The organism is Streptomyces sp. S4.7, from assembly GCF_010384365.1.
In the GTDB taxonomy this organism is placed as follows: domain Bacteria; phylum Actinomycetota; class Actinomycetes; order Streptomycetales; family Streptomycetaceae; genus Streptomyces.
In genome coordinates this window covers 4,217,882-4,233,184 of sequence record NZ_CP048397.1, presented here as the reverse complement: position 1 = coordinate 4,233,184, position 15,303 = coordinate 4,217,882, and the positions used below count along the sequence as shown (strand labels likewise).

Here is a 15,303-nt window from a genome sequence, read left to right as displayed (position 1 = left end):
CCATTACGATCCATTTACTGAGCGTTGATGATCCCGCCACGGCACGCCGTGACCCACGGCCCCGGCCCCCTGTCCCGTGACCGCGCCGCCCCGGAGGAGACGGGAACCATGTCTGCCTGCGTCCCCACACACGAAGAGAAGCCCCACAGCCCCCCGCCCGGTCAGCGGCGGGGATTGAGGATCGCCGGAGCGGACCTCTCCGCCTCCATCTCGGTCTTCCTGATCGCGCTGCCGCTCTCCCTCGGCATCGCGCTCGCCACCGGCGCCCCGCTCCAGGCCGGTCTCGTCGCCGCTGCGGTGGGCGGCATCGTGGTCGGCCGCTTCGGAGGCGCGCCGCTCCAGGTGAGCGGACCGGCGGCCGGTCTGACCGTCGTCACGGCCGACCTGATCCATCAGTACGGCTGGCGCACCACCTGCGCCATCACCGTGCTCGCGGGCCTCACCCAACTCGGCCTCTCCGCGCTGCGTGTCGCCCGCTCGGCGCTCGCGGTGAGCCCGGCGATCGTGCACGGGATGCTGGCCGGCATCGGCGTCACGATCGCGCTCGCCCAGCTGCACATCGTCCTCGGCGGCAGTCCGCAGAGTTCCGCCGTCGCCAACGTCCGGGCACTGCCTGCCCAGTTGGCCGATCTGCACCCGGCCTCGATCACGGTGAGCGCGCTGACCGTGGGCGTTCTGCTCGCCTGGCCGCGGATCCCCGGGCGTACGGGCCGGATCCTGCGGAAGGCGCCCGCCGCCCTCGCGGCGGTGGCGGCCGCGACCCTTGTGGCCGTCGTCGCGGGGCTGAGCCTCGACCGGGTCGACCTGCCCTCCTGGAGCAGTCACGCACTGCCCGAGATGCCGCAGGGGCCGGTGCTCGGACTGATGGCCGCCGTTCTCACCGTCACCCTGGTCGCCAGCGTCGAGTCACTGCTGTCGGCGGTGGCAGTCGACAAACTGGTGGCCGCCCGCAAGGACCAGCACGTCCAGATTCCGCGCGCCCGCCTCGACCGGGAGCTGACCGGGCAGGGCGCGGCGAACGTCGTCTCCGGCGCGCTCGGCGGGCTGCCGATCACCGGCGTCGCCGTCCGCAGCGCGGCGAACGTGGCCGCGGGCGGTGTCAGCCGGCACTCGACGATGCTGCACGGGCTGTGGGTCGCCGTCGCCGCGCTCTTCCTGGTGCCGGTGCTCGACCTGATCCCGCTGGCCGCCCTCGCCGCGCTGGTCATGGTCATCGGCATCCAGCTGGTCAACGTCGTACACATGCGTAATGTGCAGCGCAATCGCGAACTGCTCGTCTACGTGGGGACGCTGGCCGGGGTGGTGCTCACCGGCGTCCTGGAGGGCGTGGCCATCGGGATCGCGCTGGCGGTGGCCGTCGCGCTGCACCGGCTCACCCGGACACGGATCACGCTGGAGGAGCGGGACGGCGTCCACCGGCTCCGCGCCCGCGGCCAGTTGATGTTCCTGGCCGTTCCGCGGCTGAGCCGACTTCTGCACCAGGTGCCCCAGGGCAGCGACTGCGTGGTCGAGCTGGACGGATCGTTCATGGACCACGCGGCGTACGAGGCGCTGCACGACTGGCAGGTCGCGCATCTGGCCCGGGGCGGCACGGTCGAGTTCACCGGCGGATCGGGGGACCCGATCGCCGAGCCCGCCGAGCCGGCGCCGGGGTCGAGCACCTGCTGCCGGCCGTGGACACCGTGGCGCAACCACCACTGCGGCACCCCCGCGGAGCAGCCCCGGACGGAGGGGCGGAAGACGGACAAGCAGTGGGTGCCGAGCCGGGTCCAGGGCGGGCAACTGGCCAGTGGGCTCAGCTCGTTCCAGCGCCATACGGCTCCGCACGTACGGGGCGAGCTGGCGCGGCTGGCACGCGAGGGCCAGCAGCCCTCGCAGCTCTTCCTCACCTGCGCGGACTCACGGCTGGTGACGAGCATGATCACGGCGAGCGGTCCCGGCGATCTCTTCACCGTCCGCAATGTCGGCAATCTGGTCCCCCTCCCGGGGGAGGAGGGCGCCGAGGGGCAGGACGAATCCGTGGCGGCGGCGATCGAGTACGCGGTCGATGTCCTCCAGGTCGAGTCCATCACGATCTGCGGGCACTCCGGATGCGGTGCGATGCAGGCCCTCCTCAGCGCGCCGGACGCTCCCGACGCACCTGACCTGCCGGACTCGCCCGCCTCAGAGGCCACCGCAGAGACCCTCCCGCCATCCACCCCTCAGCCTGCCTCTCCCACCACCCCGCAAGCCGGCTCCTCCCCCCTCACCCGCTGGCTCCGGCACGGCCGGCCCAGCCTGGAGCGGATGCGGAGCGGCGAGCACGCGTGGGCCAGGATCTCCGGCCGGTTGCCGGCCGACGCGGTCGAACAGCTCTGTCTGACCAATGTGGTCCAGCAGTTGGAGCATCTGCGCGCCCACCCGGCGGTGGCCCGGCGCCTGGCCGAGGGCCGGCTCGAACTGCACGGCATGTACTTCCATGTCGGCGAGGCACAGGCGTATCTGCTCGCCTCCGACGGACCGTCCAACGGATTGCCGGAGGGACTGTCCGGCAGCTCCGACGAGGTGTTCAACCGGGTGGCCCCGACGGCTTTCCAGGAGTCGCGCGCCTGAACCGGAGCCCCGCCGCATCCGTGAGAATGTGTGGCCCCGTTCCCCACCACAGCCGGGGAACGGGGCCACTTACTCGTTCAGCCCACCCGTAAGCCCAGCCGCATAGGTCTAAACCAATTTCCTGAAGACCCTTGTCACCCGGGCATCTGCCTGATGAGCTAGGCGCGGGGACACATAGGACGCCCTGGGAAAGGGAGATGTCGTGAGCAACGAAAGCCTGGCCAACCTGCTCAAGGAAGAGCGGAGGTTCGCGCCACCGGCGGAGCTGGCCGCCAACGCCAACGTGACGTCGGAGGCGTATGAGCAGGCCGCGGCGGACAGGCTTGGCTTCTGGGCCGAGCAGGCCCGGCGGCTCACCTGGGCCACCGAACCGACCGAGACCCTCGACTGGTCGAACCCGCCCTTCGCGAAGTGGTTCGCGGACGGCGAGCTCAACGTCGCGTACAACTGCGTGGACCGCCACGTCGAGGCGGGCAACGGCGACCGGGTCGCCATCCACTTCGAGGGCGAGCCGGGCGACAGCCGCTCCCTCACCTACGCCGACCTGAAGGACGAGGTCTCGCGGGCCGCGAACGCGCTCACCGAGCTCGGCGTGGCCAAGGGCGACCGCGTCGCCATCTATATGCCGATGATCCCCGAGACGGCCGTGGCGATGCTGGCGTGCGCCCGTATCGGCGCCGCGCACTCCGTGGTCTTCGGCGGCTTCTCGGCCGACGCCGTGGCCTCCCGTATCCAGGACGCCGACGCCAAGCTCGTCATCACCTCCGACGGCGGCTACCGGCGCGGCAAGCCGAGCGCGCTCAAGCCCGCGATCGACGACGCCGTCGCCCGCTGCCCGCAGGTCGAGCACGTCCTGGTCGTGCGCCGCACCGGCCAGGAGACCGCCTTCAGCGAGGGCCGGGACGTGTGGTGGCACGACATCGTCGACCGCCAGCCCGCCGAGCACACGCCGGAGCCGTTCAACGCCGAGCACCCGCTCTTCATCCTCTACACGTCCGGCACGACGGGTAAGCCCAAGGGCATTCTGCACACCTCGGGCGGCTATCTCACCCAGGTGGCGTACACCCATCACGCGGTCTTCGACCTCAAGCCGGAGACGGACGTCTACTGGTGCACGGCCGATGTCGGCTGGGTGACCGGCCACTCGTACATCGTGTACGGGCCGCTGGCCAACGGCGCGACGCAGGTCATGTACGAGGGCACGCCCGACACCCCGCACCAGGGGCGCTTCTGGGAGATCGTCCAGAAGTACGGCGTGACGATCCTCTACACGGCGCCGACCGCGATCCGCACGTTCATGAAGTGGGGGGACGACATCCCCGCCAAGTTCGACCTGTCGTCGCTGCGCGTGCTGGGCTCGGTCGGTGAGCCGATCAACCCCGAGGCCTGGATCTGGTACCGGCAGAACATCGGCGCGGGCAAGACCCCCGTCGTGGACACCTGGTGGCAGACCGAGACCGGCGGCATGATGATCTCCCCGCTGCCCGGTGTCACCGAGGCCAAGCCCGGCTCCGCGCAGCGCGCGCTCCCCGGCATCTCGGCCACCGTCGTGGACGACGAGGCCAACGAGGTGCCGAACGGCGGCGGCGGATATCTCGTCCTCACCGAGCCGTGGCCGTCGATGCTCCGCACCATCTGGGGCGACGACCAGCGGTTCATCGACACCTACTGGTCGCGTTTCGAGGGCAAGTACTTCGCGGGCGACGGTGCCAAGAAGGACGACGACGGCGACATCTGGCTGCTGGGCCGGGTCGACGACGTGATGCTGGTCTCCGGCCACAACATCTCCACCACGGAGGTCGAGTCGGCCCTCGTCTCGCACCCGAAGGTCGCCGAGGCGGCCGTCGTCGGCGCGGCGGACGAGACGACCGGCCAGGCGATCGTCGCCTTCGTCATCCTGCGCGGTACGGCGTCGGTGGACGACGGTCTGGTGGCGGAGTTGCGCAACCACGTCAGTACGGCGCTGGGGCCGATCGCCAAGCCGAAGCGGATCCTGCCGGTGGCCGAGCTGCCGAAGACCCGTTCCGGCAAGATCATGCGGCGGCTGCTGCGCGACGTCGCGGAGAACCGCCAGCTCGGAGACGTCACGACGCTCACCGACTCCTCGGTGATGGAGCTGATCCAGACCCAGCTCCCGAGCGCGACCAGCGAGGACTGAGCCCCCCTCGGCCGAGCAGGAGCCCCTGGCGTATCGCGCCGGGGGCTCCTCTTTGTAAAGTGGGCGGCGCGTCAACAATGTAATAAGGAACCAACGGTGCGCCGGGAAGTCTGGTCGGCAGGTGATTCGTCATGCCCGCCGAACCGACCGGAGTCCTCCTGTGTCCACCCCTCGCACCTTCCTCGGACGCCTCCCGCTCCCCGAGCGGACGTATCTCGCGAGCGCGCTGCGCACCGAGACGGTCGGCGGCGTCCTGCTGCTCGTGGCCGCGGTCGCGGCGCTGATCTGGGCCAACAGCCCCGTCAGCGACAGCTACGCGGCCGTCGGTGACTTCCACTTCGGCCCCGCCTCGCTCGGCCTGGACCTCTCCGTGCGGCACTGGGCCGCCGACGGACTCCTCGCCGTGTTCTTCTTCGTCGCCGGCATCGAGCTGAAGCGCGAGCTGGTCGCCGGAGAACTGCGCGACCCCAAGGCCGCCGCCCTCCCCGTGATCGCCGCGCTGTGCGGCATGATCATGCCCGCGGGCGTCTATCTGGTGGTCAACGCGGTGGGCGGGGGCTCCATGGACGGCTGGGCCGTCCCCACGGCCACCGACATCGCGTTCGCCCTCGCCGTGCTCGCCGTACTCGGCACCTCGCTGCCGTCCGCGCTGCGCGCCTTCCTGCTCACGCTCGCCGTCGTGGACGACCTCTTCGCGATCCTGATCATCGCGATCTTCTTCACCAGCGACATCGACCTGATCGCCCTGGCCGGTGCCTGCGCGGCTCTCGCCGTCTTCTGGTTCCTCCTCAGGAAGGGCGTACGGGGCTGGTACGTGTACGTCCCGCTGGCCCTCGTCGTCTGGGCACTGATGTACAACAGCGGCGTCCACGCCACCGTCGCGGGCGTCGCGATGGGCCTGATGCTCCGCTGCGTGAGGCGCAAGGGCGAGGAGCAGTCGCCCGGCGAGCGCATCGAACACCTCGTCCGCCCGCTGTCGGCCGGTCTCGCCGTACCGCTGTTCGCCTTGTTCTCGGCGGGTGTCCCGGTCAGCGGCGGCGCGCTGGCCACCGTCTTCACCCGGCCGGAGACCCTGGGCGTGGTCCTCGGGCTGGTCGTCGGCAAGGCGCTCGGCATCTTCGGCGGCACCTGGCTGACCGCGCGCTTCACCCGGGCGGAACTCAACAAGGATCTGGCCTGGCCGGACATCCTGGCGGTGGCGACGCTCGCCGGCATCGGCTTCACTGTCTCGCTGCTCATCGGCGAACTGGCCTTCGCCGGCGATCCGGGGCTGACGGACGAGGTGAAGGCGGCCGTCCTGGCGGGTTCGGTGATCGCCGCCGTACTCGCCGCCGTACTGCTGCGTGTACGGGTCCGCACATACCGGGCGCTGTGCGACGCCGAGGAACTCGACGAGGACATGGACGGTGTTCCCGACATCTACGAGCAGGACGACCCGGCGTACCACCTGAGAATGGCAGCCATCTACGAGGGGAAGGCAGCTGAGCACCGTCGGTTGGCGGAACACGCCGCAGCGACGCGCGAGGACGGCGCCGGTCCGGCATGATCTGACATCCGGCATGATCTGAAGGCGCAGGGCCGGAAGAATCGCAGATGTGCGAGAGCGCAGCCGAAACGAGGGAGTCAAGGATGAGCGACCCCGGCAGCCATGCCGCCGTAACCATTACCGCCGACACCGTTCCAGCCGTCCGGGTCAACGGCGACCGCAGTCTGGGCCAGTTGGTCTCGTCGGCGACCGCGGAGATGTCCGCGCTGGTGCACGACGAGATCGCGCTGGCCAAGGCGGAACTGCGGGAGGACGTCCAGCGGGGGGTGACGGGCAGCGCCGCGATCGGTATCGCGGGGGTGTTCGCCCTCTTCTCGCTGCCGGTGCTGAGCTTCGCCGCCGCGTACGGGATCCACAACTGGGGCCTGGGGCTCGCGTGGTCGTTCCTGATCGTGGGCGGAGCGTTTCTGCTCCTCGCGGGTCTGCTGGCCCTGATCGCCATGCGCAAGTTCAAGAAGGTCAAACCGCCGGAGAGGACCATCGCGTCCGCCAAGCAGTCCGCCGCTGTCCTCCAGACGGTCAAGCCACATCCGCGCCCGGTCCATGAGGTGGGCGAGACTGTGGCACGCTCGTCTGCATGACCGCCCCCGAAAACGGCTCTGGCACCCCCTCCGGCAGCGTCCCCGGCGCGACGGTCGCGACCGATGTGCGCCTCGACGGCCCCTGGACGCACCGGGACGTGGCCGCCAACGGGGCCCGCTTCCACATCGCCGAGATGGGCGACGGGCCTCTGGTGCTGCTGCTCCATGGTTTCCCGCAGTTCTGGTGGACCTGGCGGCACCAGTTGCCCGCGCTCGCCGAGGCCGGGTACCGGGCCGTCGCGATGGACCTGCGGGGGGTGGGCGGCAGCGACCGTACGCCCCGCGGTTACGACCCCGCCAATCTGGCCCTCGACATCACCGGTGTGGTGCGCTCGCTCGGCGAGCCGGACGCCGCGCTCGTCGGGCACGACCTCGGCGGGTATCTCGCCTGGACCGCCGCCGTGATGCGGCCGAAACTGGTGCGCCGGCTCGCGGTGTCGTCGATGCCGCATCCGCGCCGCTGGCGGTCGGCGATGCTGTCGGACTTCTCACAGAGCAGGGCCGGCTCGTACATCTGGGGTTTCCAGCGGCCGTGGCTGCCGGAGCGTCAGCTCGTCGCGGACGAGGGGGCGTTGGTGGGCGATCTGATCCGGGGCTGGTCGGGTCCGCAGCCGCCCGACGACAAGACCGTCGACATCTACCGGCGGGCGATGACCATCCCCTCCACGGCGCACTGCTCCATCGAGCCGTACCGCTGGATGGTGCGGTCGATGGCGCGGCCGGACGGGATCCAGTTCAACCGTCGGATGAAGCGGCCCGTGCGGGTGCCGACCCTCCAGCTGCACGGCTCGCTCGATCCGGCGATGCGCACGCGCAGTACGGCCGGGTCCGCCGAGTACGTCGAAGCCCCCTACCGCTGGCGGCTGTTCGACGGACTTGGCCATTTTCCGCACGAGGAGGACCCGGTGGCGTTCTCCACGGAGCTCGTCAGCTGGCTGAAGGATCCCGAGCCCGACCGCTGATCAGCGCCGCACGGGACGGATCGCGGCGGCTCACGCGCCTCCTCAGGAACACTTGTACGACGAACAGCCAATTGCCTGGCGCATAGGCCAATTGGCCGACGTGTGGGCGATTACCGACCATGGGCCCCGGGCAAACGTCGGTGTATGGGCTGGACGCACGACTACGGTGACGCAGCACGCAACCACCGCTCGGCCTCTGTGCCGATCACCCACGAGAGGGGCGGTCCGGAAGATCAGGGCCATGATCTCCGACTCGGTATTCCACTGATTCTCCGCCGAAGGGCCCGTTGGGTCTCGGCACGGCTGCGGCATCCACGCGGTTAGGCACGGCGGGACCAGGATCAGGGGAAGCGAGAAGGAGTACCGGAACGAAGACCGGAACTAAAAGCTGAAGGTCGCGGAATTACCGGCGCGCAGGACACGGAACAACGGAGGACAGAGCCGGGCCGGACCAGGATCTCCTGGCCCGGCCCGTCCTCGTATCCGCTTCCCGCCCGGCGCACCGTGCGGGGTCCCGGATCCCTACAGCGCGCATCCCTGGCTGTCGACCTGCTGGTTGGCCGAGCGTCCCAACTCGATGTCCTCGCGGATCTCGTCGGCCGTCAGGGCGTAGCCGGTGTCGGGGTCGTCGAGCGACCGGGCGAAGATCACGCCGTACACCTTGCCGTCGGTGGTGAGCAGCGGGCCGCCGGAGTTGCCCTGCCGGACGGTCGCGAAGAGCGAGTAGACGTCGCGCCGGACCTCTCCGCGCCGGTAGATGTCCGGCCCGTTGGCGTTGATACGGCCCCGGACACGGGCCGAGCGCACGTCGTACGCGCCGTTCTCCGGGAAGCCCGCCACAATCGCGCCGTCGCCGCTGACCGCGTCCTTGTCGGAGAACTGGAGCACGGGGGCGCGCAGGTCGGGCACGTCGAGGACGGCGATGTCCCGCTCCCAGTCGTAGAGGACGACCTTCGCGTCGTAGAGCCGGCCCTCGCCGCCTATCTGGACGGTGGGCTCGTCCACGCCGCCCACGACGTGCGCGTTGGTCATGACGCGGCGCTCGGCGAAGACGAAGCCGGTGCCTTCGAGGACCTTGCTGCAGCTCTGCGCCGTACCGACCACCTTGACGATGGAGCGCTGCGCACGGGCGGCGACGGGGCTGCCGACGAGCGCCGGGTCCGGCGGGTCGACGGCGGTGATCGGCTCGTTGGCGAACGGACTGAAGACCTGCGGGAAGCCGTTCTGCGCGAGGACGGAGGAGAAGCCCGTGAACCAGGTCGCCGCCTGCCCCGGCATCACGCGCGAGACGCCCAGCAGGACCTTCGAGTTACGGACCTCCTTGCCGAGCGTCGGCAATGACGTCCCGGCGAGGGCGGAGCCGATCAGCCAGGCGACCAGCAGCATGGCGACGACATTGACGAGTGCGCCGCCCGTCGCGTCCACGGCTCGCGCCGGTGACCAGGTGATGTAGCGGCGGAGCTTGTTGCCGAGGTGGGTGGTGAACGCCTGCCCCACGGAGGCGCAGACGATCACGACGACGACGGCGACGACCGTGGCCGTCGTCGTGACCTCCGCTTCCTCGGTGATCTGGTCCCAGAGCACCGGGAGCAGATAGACGGCGACGAGACCGCCGCCGAGGAAGCCGATCACCGACAGGATGCCCACGACGAAGCCCTGGCGGTAGCCCACGATCGCGAACCACACGGCGGCGACCAGCAGCAGGATGTCCAGCACGTTCACCGTCAATAGCCTCGCTAGCCTCGCTGATGCGTCTCCCGTCGCCCCGTCGGGTGGGGGTCCGGACCTGCGGCGGAGTCGCTGTCGCGCACCGTGTCACCGGGCCACGCCAGCCGTTGGGCAAGCCTGTCATGAGCGCCGGTCGAGCGGGACCTCCTTCGTGCGGTCCCACGGGCGCTCCCAGCCCGAGAAGTGCAGAATGCGGTCGATCACCCCTGCGGTGAAGCCCCAGACGAGCGCCGAGGCGACCGTGAACGCGGGGCTGTGGACCCCGCTGGGGTGGGTGGCCGTCACGCGGTTGGCCGGGTCCGTGAGATCCGCCACGGGTACGGCGAAGACGCGGGCGGTCTCCGCGAGATCGACCGCGCCGACCGGGGTGGGGGTGTGCCACCAGCCGAGCACCGGGGTCACGACGAACTCGCTCACCGGGATGTACAGCTTGGGCAGCACGCCGAAGACCTGGACACCGGTGGGGTCGAGCCCGGTCTCCTCCTCGGCCTCCCGCAGCGCGGCGCGCAGCGGTCCGGTGGTCGCCGGATCGCCGTCCTCGGGGTCGAGGGCGCCGCCGGGGAAGGATGCCTGTCCGGCGTGCGAGCGCAGGGTGCTGGCCCGCTCCATCAGCAGCAGCTCCGGGCCGCGGGCGCCCTCGCCGAAGAGGACGAGGACGGCGGACTGGCGTCCGAGGCCGTTCTTGGGCGGCAGGAAGCGGCTCAGCTGCTCCGGCGCCACGGTCCGCATGGCGCGCACCACGGGGCCCAGCCAGTCGGGCAGGCCCTCGGTGGTGACGGGGATGTCGGTCACGGCTCTGTCGTGGATGCGAGTGGCCTTGTCGTGGATTCTCTCGGCGCGTGTTCGTTCGCCGCGTGTTGGCTCGGCGCGTGTTCGTTCGGCGCGTGAGGTTCGTGTGGTGCGTGCGTCATGTGTGTCAGCCCGTGTCATCGGCAACCCCCGACGTACAACGCCGGTTGTCCCCCGGATCGTTCCAGCCGCATGCGCCGCAGCCCTTCCTCTCCAGCCCGCCCGCTCCCGTGGCGCGCCGTTCTGTCCGGTGATACGGCTCCGGCCCCCCGCGTGCTCACCGCGCGGGCGCTCATTCGGCCCCGGCGGGTGTGCCGAGGGGCGGTGCCGGCTTGCCCGGGTAGTCCGGCGGCGGGGAGAGCCGCTGTCCCGGATAGCCGCCCATCTCGTACTTGAGCAGCTTCCCGGCCTTCTCCGGGTCGGTCTCGCCTTCTCCGTAGGAGGGGCAGAGGTGCGCGATGGGGCAGGCTCCGCAGGCCGGTTTACGCGAGTGGCAGACCCGGCGGCCGTGGAAGATGATCCGGTGCGAGAGCATCGTCCACTCGCTCTTGGGGAAGATCGCGGCGATCTCCGCCTCGACCTTCTCCGGGTCCTCCTGGTCGGTCCACTTCCAGCGGCGCACGAGGCGGCCGAAGTGGGTGTCGACAGTCAGGCCGGGGACACCGAACGCGTTGCCCAACACGACATTGGCCGTCTTGCGGCCGACGCCGGGGAGCGTCACGAGGTCCTTGAGCGTGCCGGGCACCTCGCCGTCGTAGCGGTCGCGGAGCGCCGTCGACAGCCCTATGAGGGACCTCGCCTTGGCCCGGAAGAATCCCGTGGGGCGGATGACCTCCTCCAGTTCCTCGGGCACGGCGGCGGCCATGTCCTCCGGCGTCGGGTACTTCGCGAAGAGCGCGGGGGTCGTCTGGTTGACGCGCAGGTCCGTCGTCTGGGCGGACAGGACCGTGGCGACGAGCAGCTCGAAGGGGTCGCGGAAGTCCAGCTCCGGGTGGGCGTACGGATAGACGTCGGCCAGCTCGCGGTTTATCCGGCGGGCGCGACGGACCATCGCCAGGCGGGATTCCGGCTTGGCGCTCTTCGGCCGTTTGGCGGTCGTGGACCCGGCGGGCTCGGCGCTCGCGGGCTTCGCGCTTGCGCCTTTTGCGGCTTTGTTCGACTTCGCGGAAGGCTGTTCGCCCACAGCGGAATTCTGCTTCGGTGACACTCTTCCAGCTCCCTTGGGCTGCCCTCTCACCGGCGAGTTGGACACCCGGCCAGCGTAGAGCCCTGCACTGACATCCGCCCCGGCTCCGGCCGATCACCATCCGAATCGGGCCCCGGGGCACGGTCGGGGGCCGCTGTACGTCAAACTTGTGACTGATCGCACGTTTTCGACAATGGGCGCCCGGTACGGAGACAGAGTCGCCGCCGGCCCGAGCCACCCGTGAACAGGCAGCACGTCCGGCATCATGGTGACCGAAGGTCCCCCTGAGCAGGTCGACAAGGAGAGAATTCGTGGACGACGTTCTACGACGCGCCCCGCTCTTCGCGGCGCTCGACGACGAGCAGGCCGCGGAGCTCCGCGCCTCGATGAGTGAGACGACGCTCGCCCGTGGCGACGCGCTGTTCCACGAAGGCGACCCCGGCGACCGCCTCTATGTGGTCACCGAGGGCAAGGTCAAACTGCACCGCACGTCCCCCGACGGCCGGGAGAACATGCTGGCCGTCCTCGGCCCCGGCGAACTGATCGGCGAGCTGTCGCTCTTCGACCCGGGCCCGCGCACCGCCACCGCGAGCGCGCTCACCGAGGTCAAACTCCTCGGTCTCGGCCACGGTGACCTCCAGCCCTGGCTGAACGCCCGCCCCGAGGTGGCCACCGCCCTGCTGCGCGCCGTCGCCCGGCGCCTGCGCAAGACGAACGACCAGATGTCCGACCTGGTCTTCTCCGACGTGCCGGGCCGCGTCGCCCGCGCGCTCCTCGACCTGTCGCGCCGCTTCGGCGTGCAGTCGGAGGAAGGCATCCACGTCGTCCACGACCTGACGCAGGAGGAGCTGGCCCAGCTGGTCGGCGCGTCCCGCGAGACGGTCAACAAGGCGCTCGCCGACTTCGCCCAGCGCGGCTGGCTGCGCCTGGAGGCCCGTGCGGTGATCCTCCTGGACGTCGAACGCCTCGCGAAGCGCTCGCGCTGACCCGTACTGCCGCCGGGCGGGCCGCGTGTGCGGCCCGCCCGGCGCTCGGCCTCGTCCGACACCCCTGCCCGCCCGATGCTCCGGCAGGTCCGGCCCGTCCGGCGTGTGACGCGTCGCCGTGAAGGCGACCCGTCGGCCCGACGGCGGACCGGTCGCTACGCCCCGGAGATCAGCCCGTGCTCCCGCAGGTACTCCAACTGCGCGCGCACCGAGAGTTCCGCCGCCGGCCACAGGGACCGGTCGACGCCGCTGCCTCCGTACACATGCGCCACGATCTCCGCCGCCGAGCGGTAGCCGTTCTCCACCGCCGTCTCGACCTGCGCGAGGCGGCTCGCGCGGTGCGCGAGGTAGTACTCCACCGCCCCCTGGGCGTCGTCCAGTACGGGCCCGTGCCCCGGCAGCACCGTATGGACGCCGTCGTCGACGGTCAGCGAGCGCAGCCGCCGCAGCGAGTCGACGTAGTCGCCGAGCCTGCCGTCCGGGTGGGCCACCATCGTCGTACCGCGGCCGAGGATCGTGTCGCCCGTCAGCACCGCGCGGTCGGCCGGCAGATGGAAGCAGAGCGAGTCCGAGGTGTGCCCGGGGGTCGCCACCACCCGCAGCTCCAGCCCGCCCTCCGTCACGACGTCACCGGCCGCCAGCCCCTCGTCGCCGAGGCGCAGGGCCGGGTCCAGGGCCCGTACGGACGTACGCGTCAGCTCGGCGAAGCGCGCCGCGCCCTCCGCGTGGTCCGCGTGACCATGGGTGAGGAGGGTCAGCGCGACGCGCTTTCCCGCGCGCTCGGCGGTGGCGACGAGATCCCGAAGATGCCCCTCGTCGAGCGGACCGGGGTCGATCACGACGGCGAGCGCGGAGTCCGGCTCGGAGACGATCCAGGTGTTCGTGCCGTCCAGGGTCATCGCGGACGCGTTGGGCGCGAGCACGTTGACCGCGCGGGCCGTCGCGGCGCCCGAGAGGACGCCTCCGCGCGGCTGGCCCGGCAGGGCGGCGGCGTCGGTCATCGGTCGCCACCCCCCAGCGGTACGCGCAGTGGCACGCGCTTGGTGAACTCCTCCTGACCGGGCCAGGCGAGAACCACCTCGTCGCCCTCCACCCTCGGCTTGGCCAGCACGGGCGCGAGATCCCGCCCGGCGGCCGCTTCGAGCGCCTCGGCGGCGGAGCCGTACGGCTGGAGCTGACGCAGGGTCGCGACGGTGGGCGGCATCATCAGCAGCTCGCCCTCGTCGTATCCGAGTGCCGCGTCGGCGGGCCGGATCCACACCGTCCGGTCGGCTTCTGTAGAAGCGTTGCGCGTACGCTGCCCGGCCGGCAGCGCGGCGACGAAGAACCAGGTGTCGTACCGCTTCGGCTCGAACTCCGGGGTGATCCACCGGGTCCACGCCGCCAGCAGATCGCTGCGCAGCGTCAGCCCGCGCCGGTCCAGGAACTCCGCGAAGGACAGCTCACGGTCGACGAGAGCCGCCCGGTCCGCCTCCCAGTCGTCCCCGGTGGTGTCGCCGACGACGGTCCCGGCCGTCTCCCCCGCCAGCAGGACCCCGGCCTCCTCGTAGGTCTCGCGCACCGCCGCGCAGACGATGGCCTGCGCGGACGCCGCGTCGACGCCGAGCCGCCCCGCCCACACGTCCCGCCCGGGGCCCGCCCAGCGGACGAGCCGGTCGTCGTCGCGCGGGTCGACGCCACCTCCCGGATACGCGTACGCACCCCCGGCGAAGGCCATGGAGGTGCGTCGGCGCAGCATGTGTACGGAGGGTCCGAAGGATCCGTCGACGGCGTCGCGCAGCAGCATCACGGTCGCGGCGCGCCGTGCGGGGGCCACGCTGAGCTCGCCCCGGGCGAGCGCGCGGATGCGGCCGGACCACTCGGGCGGGAACCACTGACCATTGGACATGCCGGGATGCTACGGGCTTCCCGGGCGATGTTCGAGAGCCACTTCCCGGAGCCGGGGAGCCCTGGCCCGAGCGACGGCGGCCCGGAGGCAGCGCGACAACGGCACGACGGCGGCACGAGGCAGCGCGACGGCGGCGCGAAGAGAACTCCGCGCCGGCCCTCGCGCGCTCCGGCCGGACGCCGACGGTCAGTCCGCGATCAGCTCGACCTGGATCTCGATCTCGACGGGTGCGTCCAGCGGCAGGACGGCGACACCGACCGCGCTGCGCGCGTGCACGCCCTTGTCGCCGAAGACCTGGCCGAACAGCTCGCTCGCTCCGTTGAGGACCCCGGGCTGGCCCGTGAAGTCCGAGGCGGAGGCGACGAATCCCGTGACCTTCACGACGCGTGCGACGCGGTCCAGGTCGCCGGCGACCGACTTCACGGCGGCCAGCGCGTTCAGCGCGCAGATCCGCGCGAGGTCCTTGGCCTCCTCGGGCGTCACCTCGGCGCCGACCTTGCCGGTCACCGGAAGCTTGCCCTCCACCATCGGGAGCTGCCCCGCCGTGTAGACGTACACGCCGGACCGCACGGCCGGCTGATACGCCGCGAGCGGCGGTACGACCTGCGGAACCGTCAGCCCCAGCTCGGCGAGAGCCGCCTCGACCGCGCCGCTCATGCGGACTTCTCTCGCTTCAGATAGGCCACCAGCTGCTCGGGGTTGTTCGGACCCGGAATGACCTGGACGAGCTCCCAGCCGTCCTCGCCCCAGGTGTCCAGAATCTGCTTCGTCGCGTGCACGAGAAGAGGCACCGTCGCGTATTCCCACTTCGTCATGGGCCGACTGTATCCGCACCGCGCGAGGACCTCGTACGGAGCCCGTGGACGGCCTCGTGCGTAGCCCGCGGT

14 protein-coding genes are annotated in these 15,303 nt (G+C 71.1%); 7 read left to right on the top strand and 7 right to left on the bottom strand.

The window, feature by feature from the left end; all coding sequences use genetic code 11:
• Positions 1 to 108: 108 nt before the first annotated feature.
• The 6 genes from SSPS47_RS18880 (at position 109) to SSPS47_RS35530 (ending at position 8,163) form a co-directional block, all read left to right on the top strand.
• Complete coding sequence (locus SSPS47_RS18880) at positions 109 to 2,592, top strand: SulP family inorganic anion transporter (protein WP_164252101.1); 2,484 nt, start codon at positions 109 to 111, stop codon at positions 2,590 to 2,592.
• Between the two features lie 184 nt (positions 2,593 to 2,776).
• Complete coding sequence (gene acs / locus SSPS47_RS18875) at positions 2,777 to 4,750, top strand: acetate--CoA ligase (protein WP_239065295.1); 1,974 nt, start codon at positions 2,777 to 2,779, stop codon at positions 4,748 to 4,750.
• Positions 4,751 to 4,910: 160 nt separating this feature from the next.
• Positions 4,911 to 6,296 (top strand): Na+/H+ antiporter NhaA, encoded by a 1,386-nt coding sequence (gene nhaA / locus SSPS47_RS18870; RefSeq protein ID WP_239064972.1) that lies wholly within the window; start codon positions 4,911 to 4,913, stop codon positions 6,294 to 6,296.
• An 83-nt stretch (positions 6,297 to 6,379) separates the two neighbouring features.
• Positions 6,380 to 6,877 (top strand): phage holin family protein, encoded by a 498-nt coding sequence (locus SSPS47_RS18865; RefSeq protein ID WP_164252098.1) that lies wholly within the window; start codon positions 6,380 to 6,382, stop codon positions 6,875 to 6,877.
• A complete protein-coding gene (locus SSPS47_RS18860; RefSeq protein ID WP_164252097.1) occupies positions 6,874 to 7,839 on the top strand; it encodes an alpha/beta hydrolase in 966 nt (321 codons plus the stop codon). Before SSPS47_RS18865 ends, SSPS47_RS18860 begins: the two co-directional genes overlap by 4 nt.
• A gap of 144 nt (positions 7,840 to 7,983) precedes the next feature.
• Positions 7,984 to 8,163, top strand: a complete 180-nt coding sequence (locus tag SSPS47_RS35530; protein ID WP_164252096.1) for a hypothetical protein — start codon at positions 7,984 to 7,986, stop codon at positions 8,161 to 8,163.
• A gap of 198 nt (positions 8,164 to 8,361) precedes the next feature.
• Here SSPS47_RS35530 and SSPS47_RS18850 read toward each other — a convergent pair whose 3' ends face one another.
• The 3 genes from SSPS47_RS18850 to nth all read right to left on the bottom strand — a co-directional run bounded on the left by SSPS47_RS18850 (position 8,362) and on the right by nth (position 11,539).
• Positions 8,362 to 9,561, bottom strand: coding sequence for a MarP family serine protease (locus tag SSPS47_RS18850; protein WP_164252095.1), 1,200 nt, complete (start codon positions 9,559 to 9,561; stop codon positions 8,362 to 8,364).
• 126 nt (positions 9,562 to 9,687) lie between these two features.
• Positions 9,688 to 10,296 carry a CoA pyrophosphatase gene (locus tag SSPS47_RS18845; RefSeq protein ID WP_239065294.1) on the bottom strand — a complete coding sequence of 203 codons (609 nt, stop codon included), beginning with the start codon at positions 10,294 to 10,296 and terminating at the stop codon, positions 9,688 to 9,690.
• A 352-nt stretch (positions 10,297 to 10,648) separates the two neighbouring features.
• On the bottom strand, positions 10,649 to 11,539 hold the full coding sequence (nth, locus tag SSPS47_RS18840) for an endonuclease III (RefSeq protein ID WP_164252093.1): 891 nt from the start codon (positions 11,537 to 11,539) through the stop codon (positions 10,649 to 10,651).
• 314 nt (positions 11,540 to 11,853) lie between these two features.
• Between nth and SSPS47_RS18835 the strand changes: the two genes are divergently transcribed.
• Positions 11,854 to 12,528 carry a Crp/Fnr family transcriptional regulator gene (locus SSPS47_RS18835; protein WP_023539685.1) on the top strand — a complete coding sequence of 225 codons (675 nt, stop codon included), beginning with the start codon at positions 11,854 to 11,856 and terminating at the stop codon, positions 12,526 to 12,528.
• 155 nt (positions 12,529 to 12,683) lie between these two features.
• Here SSPS47_RS18835 and SSPS47_RS18830 read toward each other — a convergent pair whose 3' ends face one another.
• The 4 genes from SSPS47_RS18830 to SSPS47_RS18815 all read right to left on the bottom strand — a co-directional run bounded on the left by SSPS47_RS18830 (position 12,684) and on the right by SSPS47_RS18815 (position 15,231).
• Positions 12,684 to 13,529 (bottom strand): MBL fold metallo-hydrolase, encoded by an 846-nt coding sequence (locus SSPS47_RS18830; RefSeq protein ID WP_164252092.1) that lies wholly within the window; start codon positions 13,527 to 13,529, stop codon positions 12,684 to 12,686.
• The gene (locus tag SSPS47_RS18825; RefSeq protein ID WP_164252091.1) at positions 13,526 to 14,416 is read right to left on the bottom strand and encodes an NUDIX hydrolase; all 891 of its coding nucleotides are present in this window, start codon (positions 14,414 to 14,416) and stop codon (positions 13,526 to 13,528) included. The genes SSPS47_RS18830 and SSPS47_RS18825 overlap by 4 nt, the downstream gene beginning before the upstream one ends.
• Positions 14,417 to 14,602: 186 nt before the next feature.
• Positions 14,603 to 15,073: a RidA family protein gene (locus SSPS47_RS18820; protein WP_164252090.1), complete on the bottom strand. Its 471-nt coding sequence runs from the start codon at positions 15,071 to 15,073 to the stop codon at positions 14,603 to 14,605.
• Positions 15,070 to 15,231, bottom strand: coding sequence for a DUF4177 domain-containing protein (locus SSPS47_RS18815; RefSeq protein WP_023539689.1), 162 nt, complete (start codon positions 15,229 to 15,231; stop codon positions 15,070 to 15,072). Before SSPS47_RS18815 ends, SSPS47_RS18820 begins: the two co-directional genes overlap by 4 nt.
• Positions 15,232 to 15,303: the final 72 nt, after the last annotated feature.

Bases quoted from the DNA above. Each gene is read 5' to 3' on its own strand.
- SSPS47_RS18865 (WP_164252098.1), top strand. From the start codon at position 6,380: ATGAGCGACCCCGGCAGCCATGCCGCCGTAACCATTACCGCCGACACC.
- SSPS47_RS18825 (WP_164252091.1), bottom strand. From the start codon at position 14,416: ATGTCCAATGGTCAGTGGTTCCCGCCCGAGTGGTCCGGCCGCATCCGC.
- SSPS47_RS18845 (WP_239065294.1), bottom strand. From the start codon at position 10,296: ATGCGGACCGTGGCGCCGGAGCAGCTGAGCCGCTTCCTGCCGCCCAAG.
- SSPS47_RS18815 (WP_023539689.1), bottom strand. From the start codon at position 15,231: ATGACGAAGTGGGAATACGCGACGGTGCCTCTTCTCGTGCACGCGACG.
- SSPS47_RS18880 (WP_164252101.1), top strand. From the start codon at position 109: ATGTCTGCCTGCGTCCCCACACACGAAGAGAAGCCCCACAGCCCCCCG.
- SSPS47_RS35530 (WP_164252096.1), top strand. From the start codon at position 7,984: ATGGGCTGGACGCACGACTACGGTGACGCAGCACGCAACCACCGCTCG.
- SSPS47_RS18860 (WP_164252097.1), top strand. From the start codon at position 6,874: ATGACCGCCCCCGAAAACGGCTCTGGCACCCCCTCCGGCAGCGTCCCC.
- SSPS47_RS18820 (WP_164252090.1), bottom strand. From the start codon at position 15,073: ATGAGCGGCGCGGTCGAGGCGGCTCTCGCCGAGCTGGGGCTGACGGTT.
- SSPS47_RS18830 (WP_164252092.1), bottom strand. From the start codon at position 13,529: ATGACCGACGCCGCCGCCCTGCCGGGCCAGCCGCGCGGAGGCGTCCTC.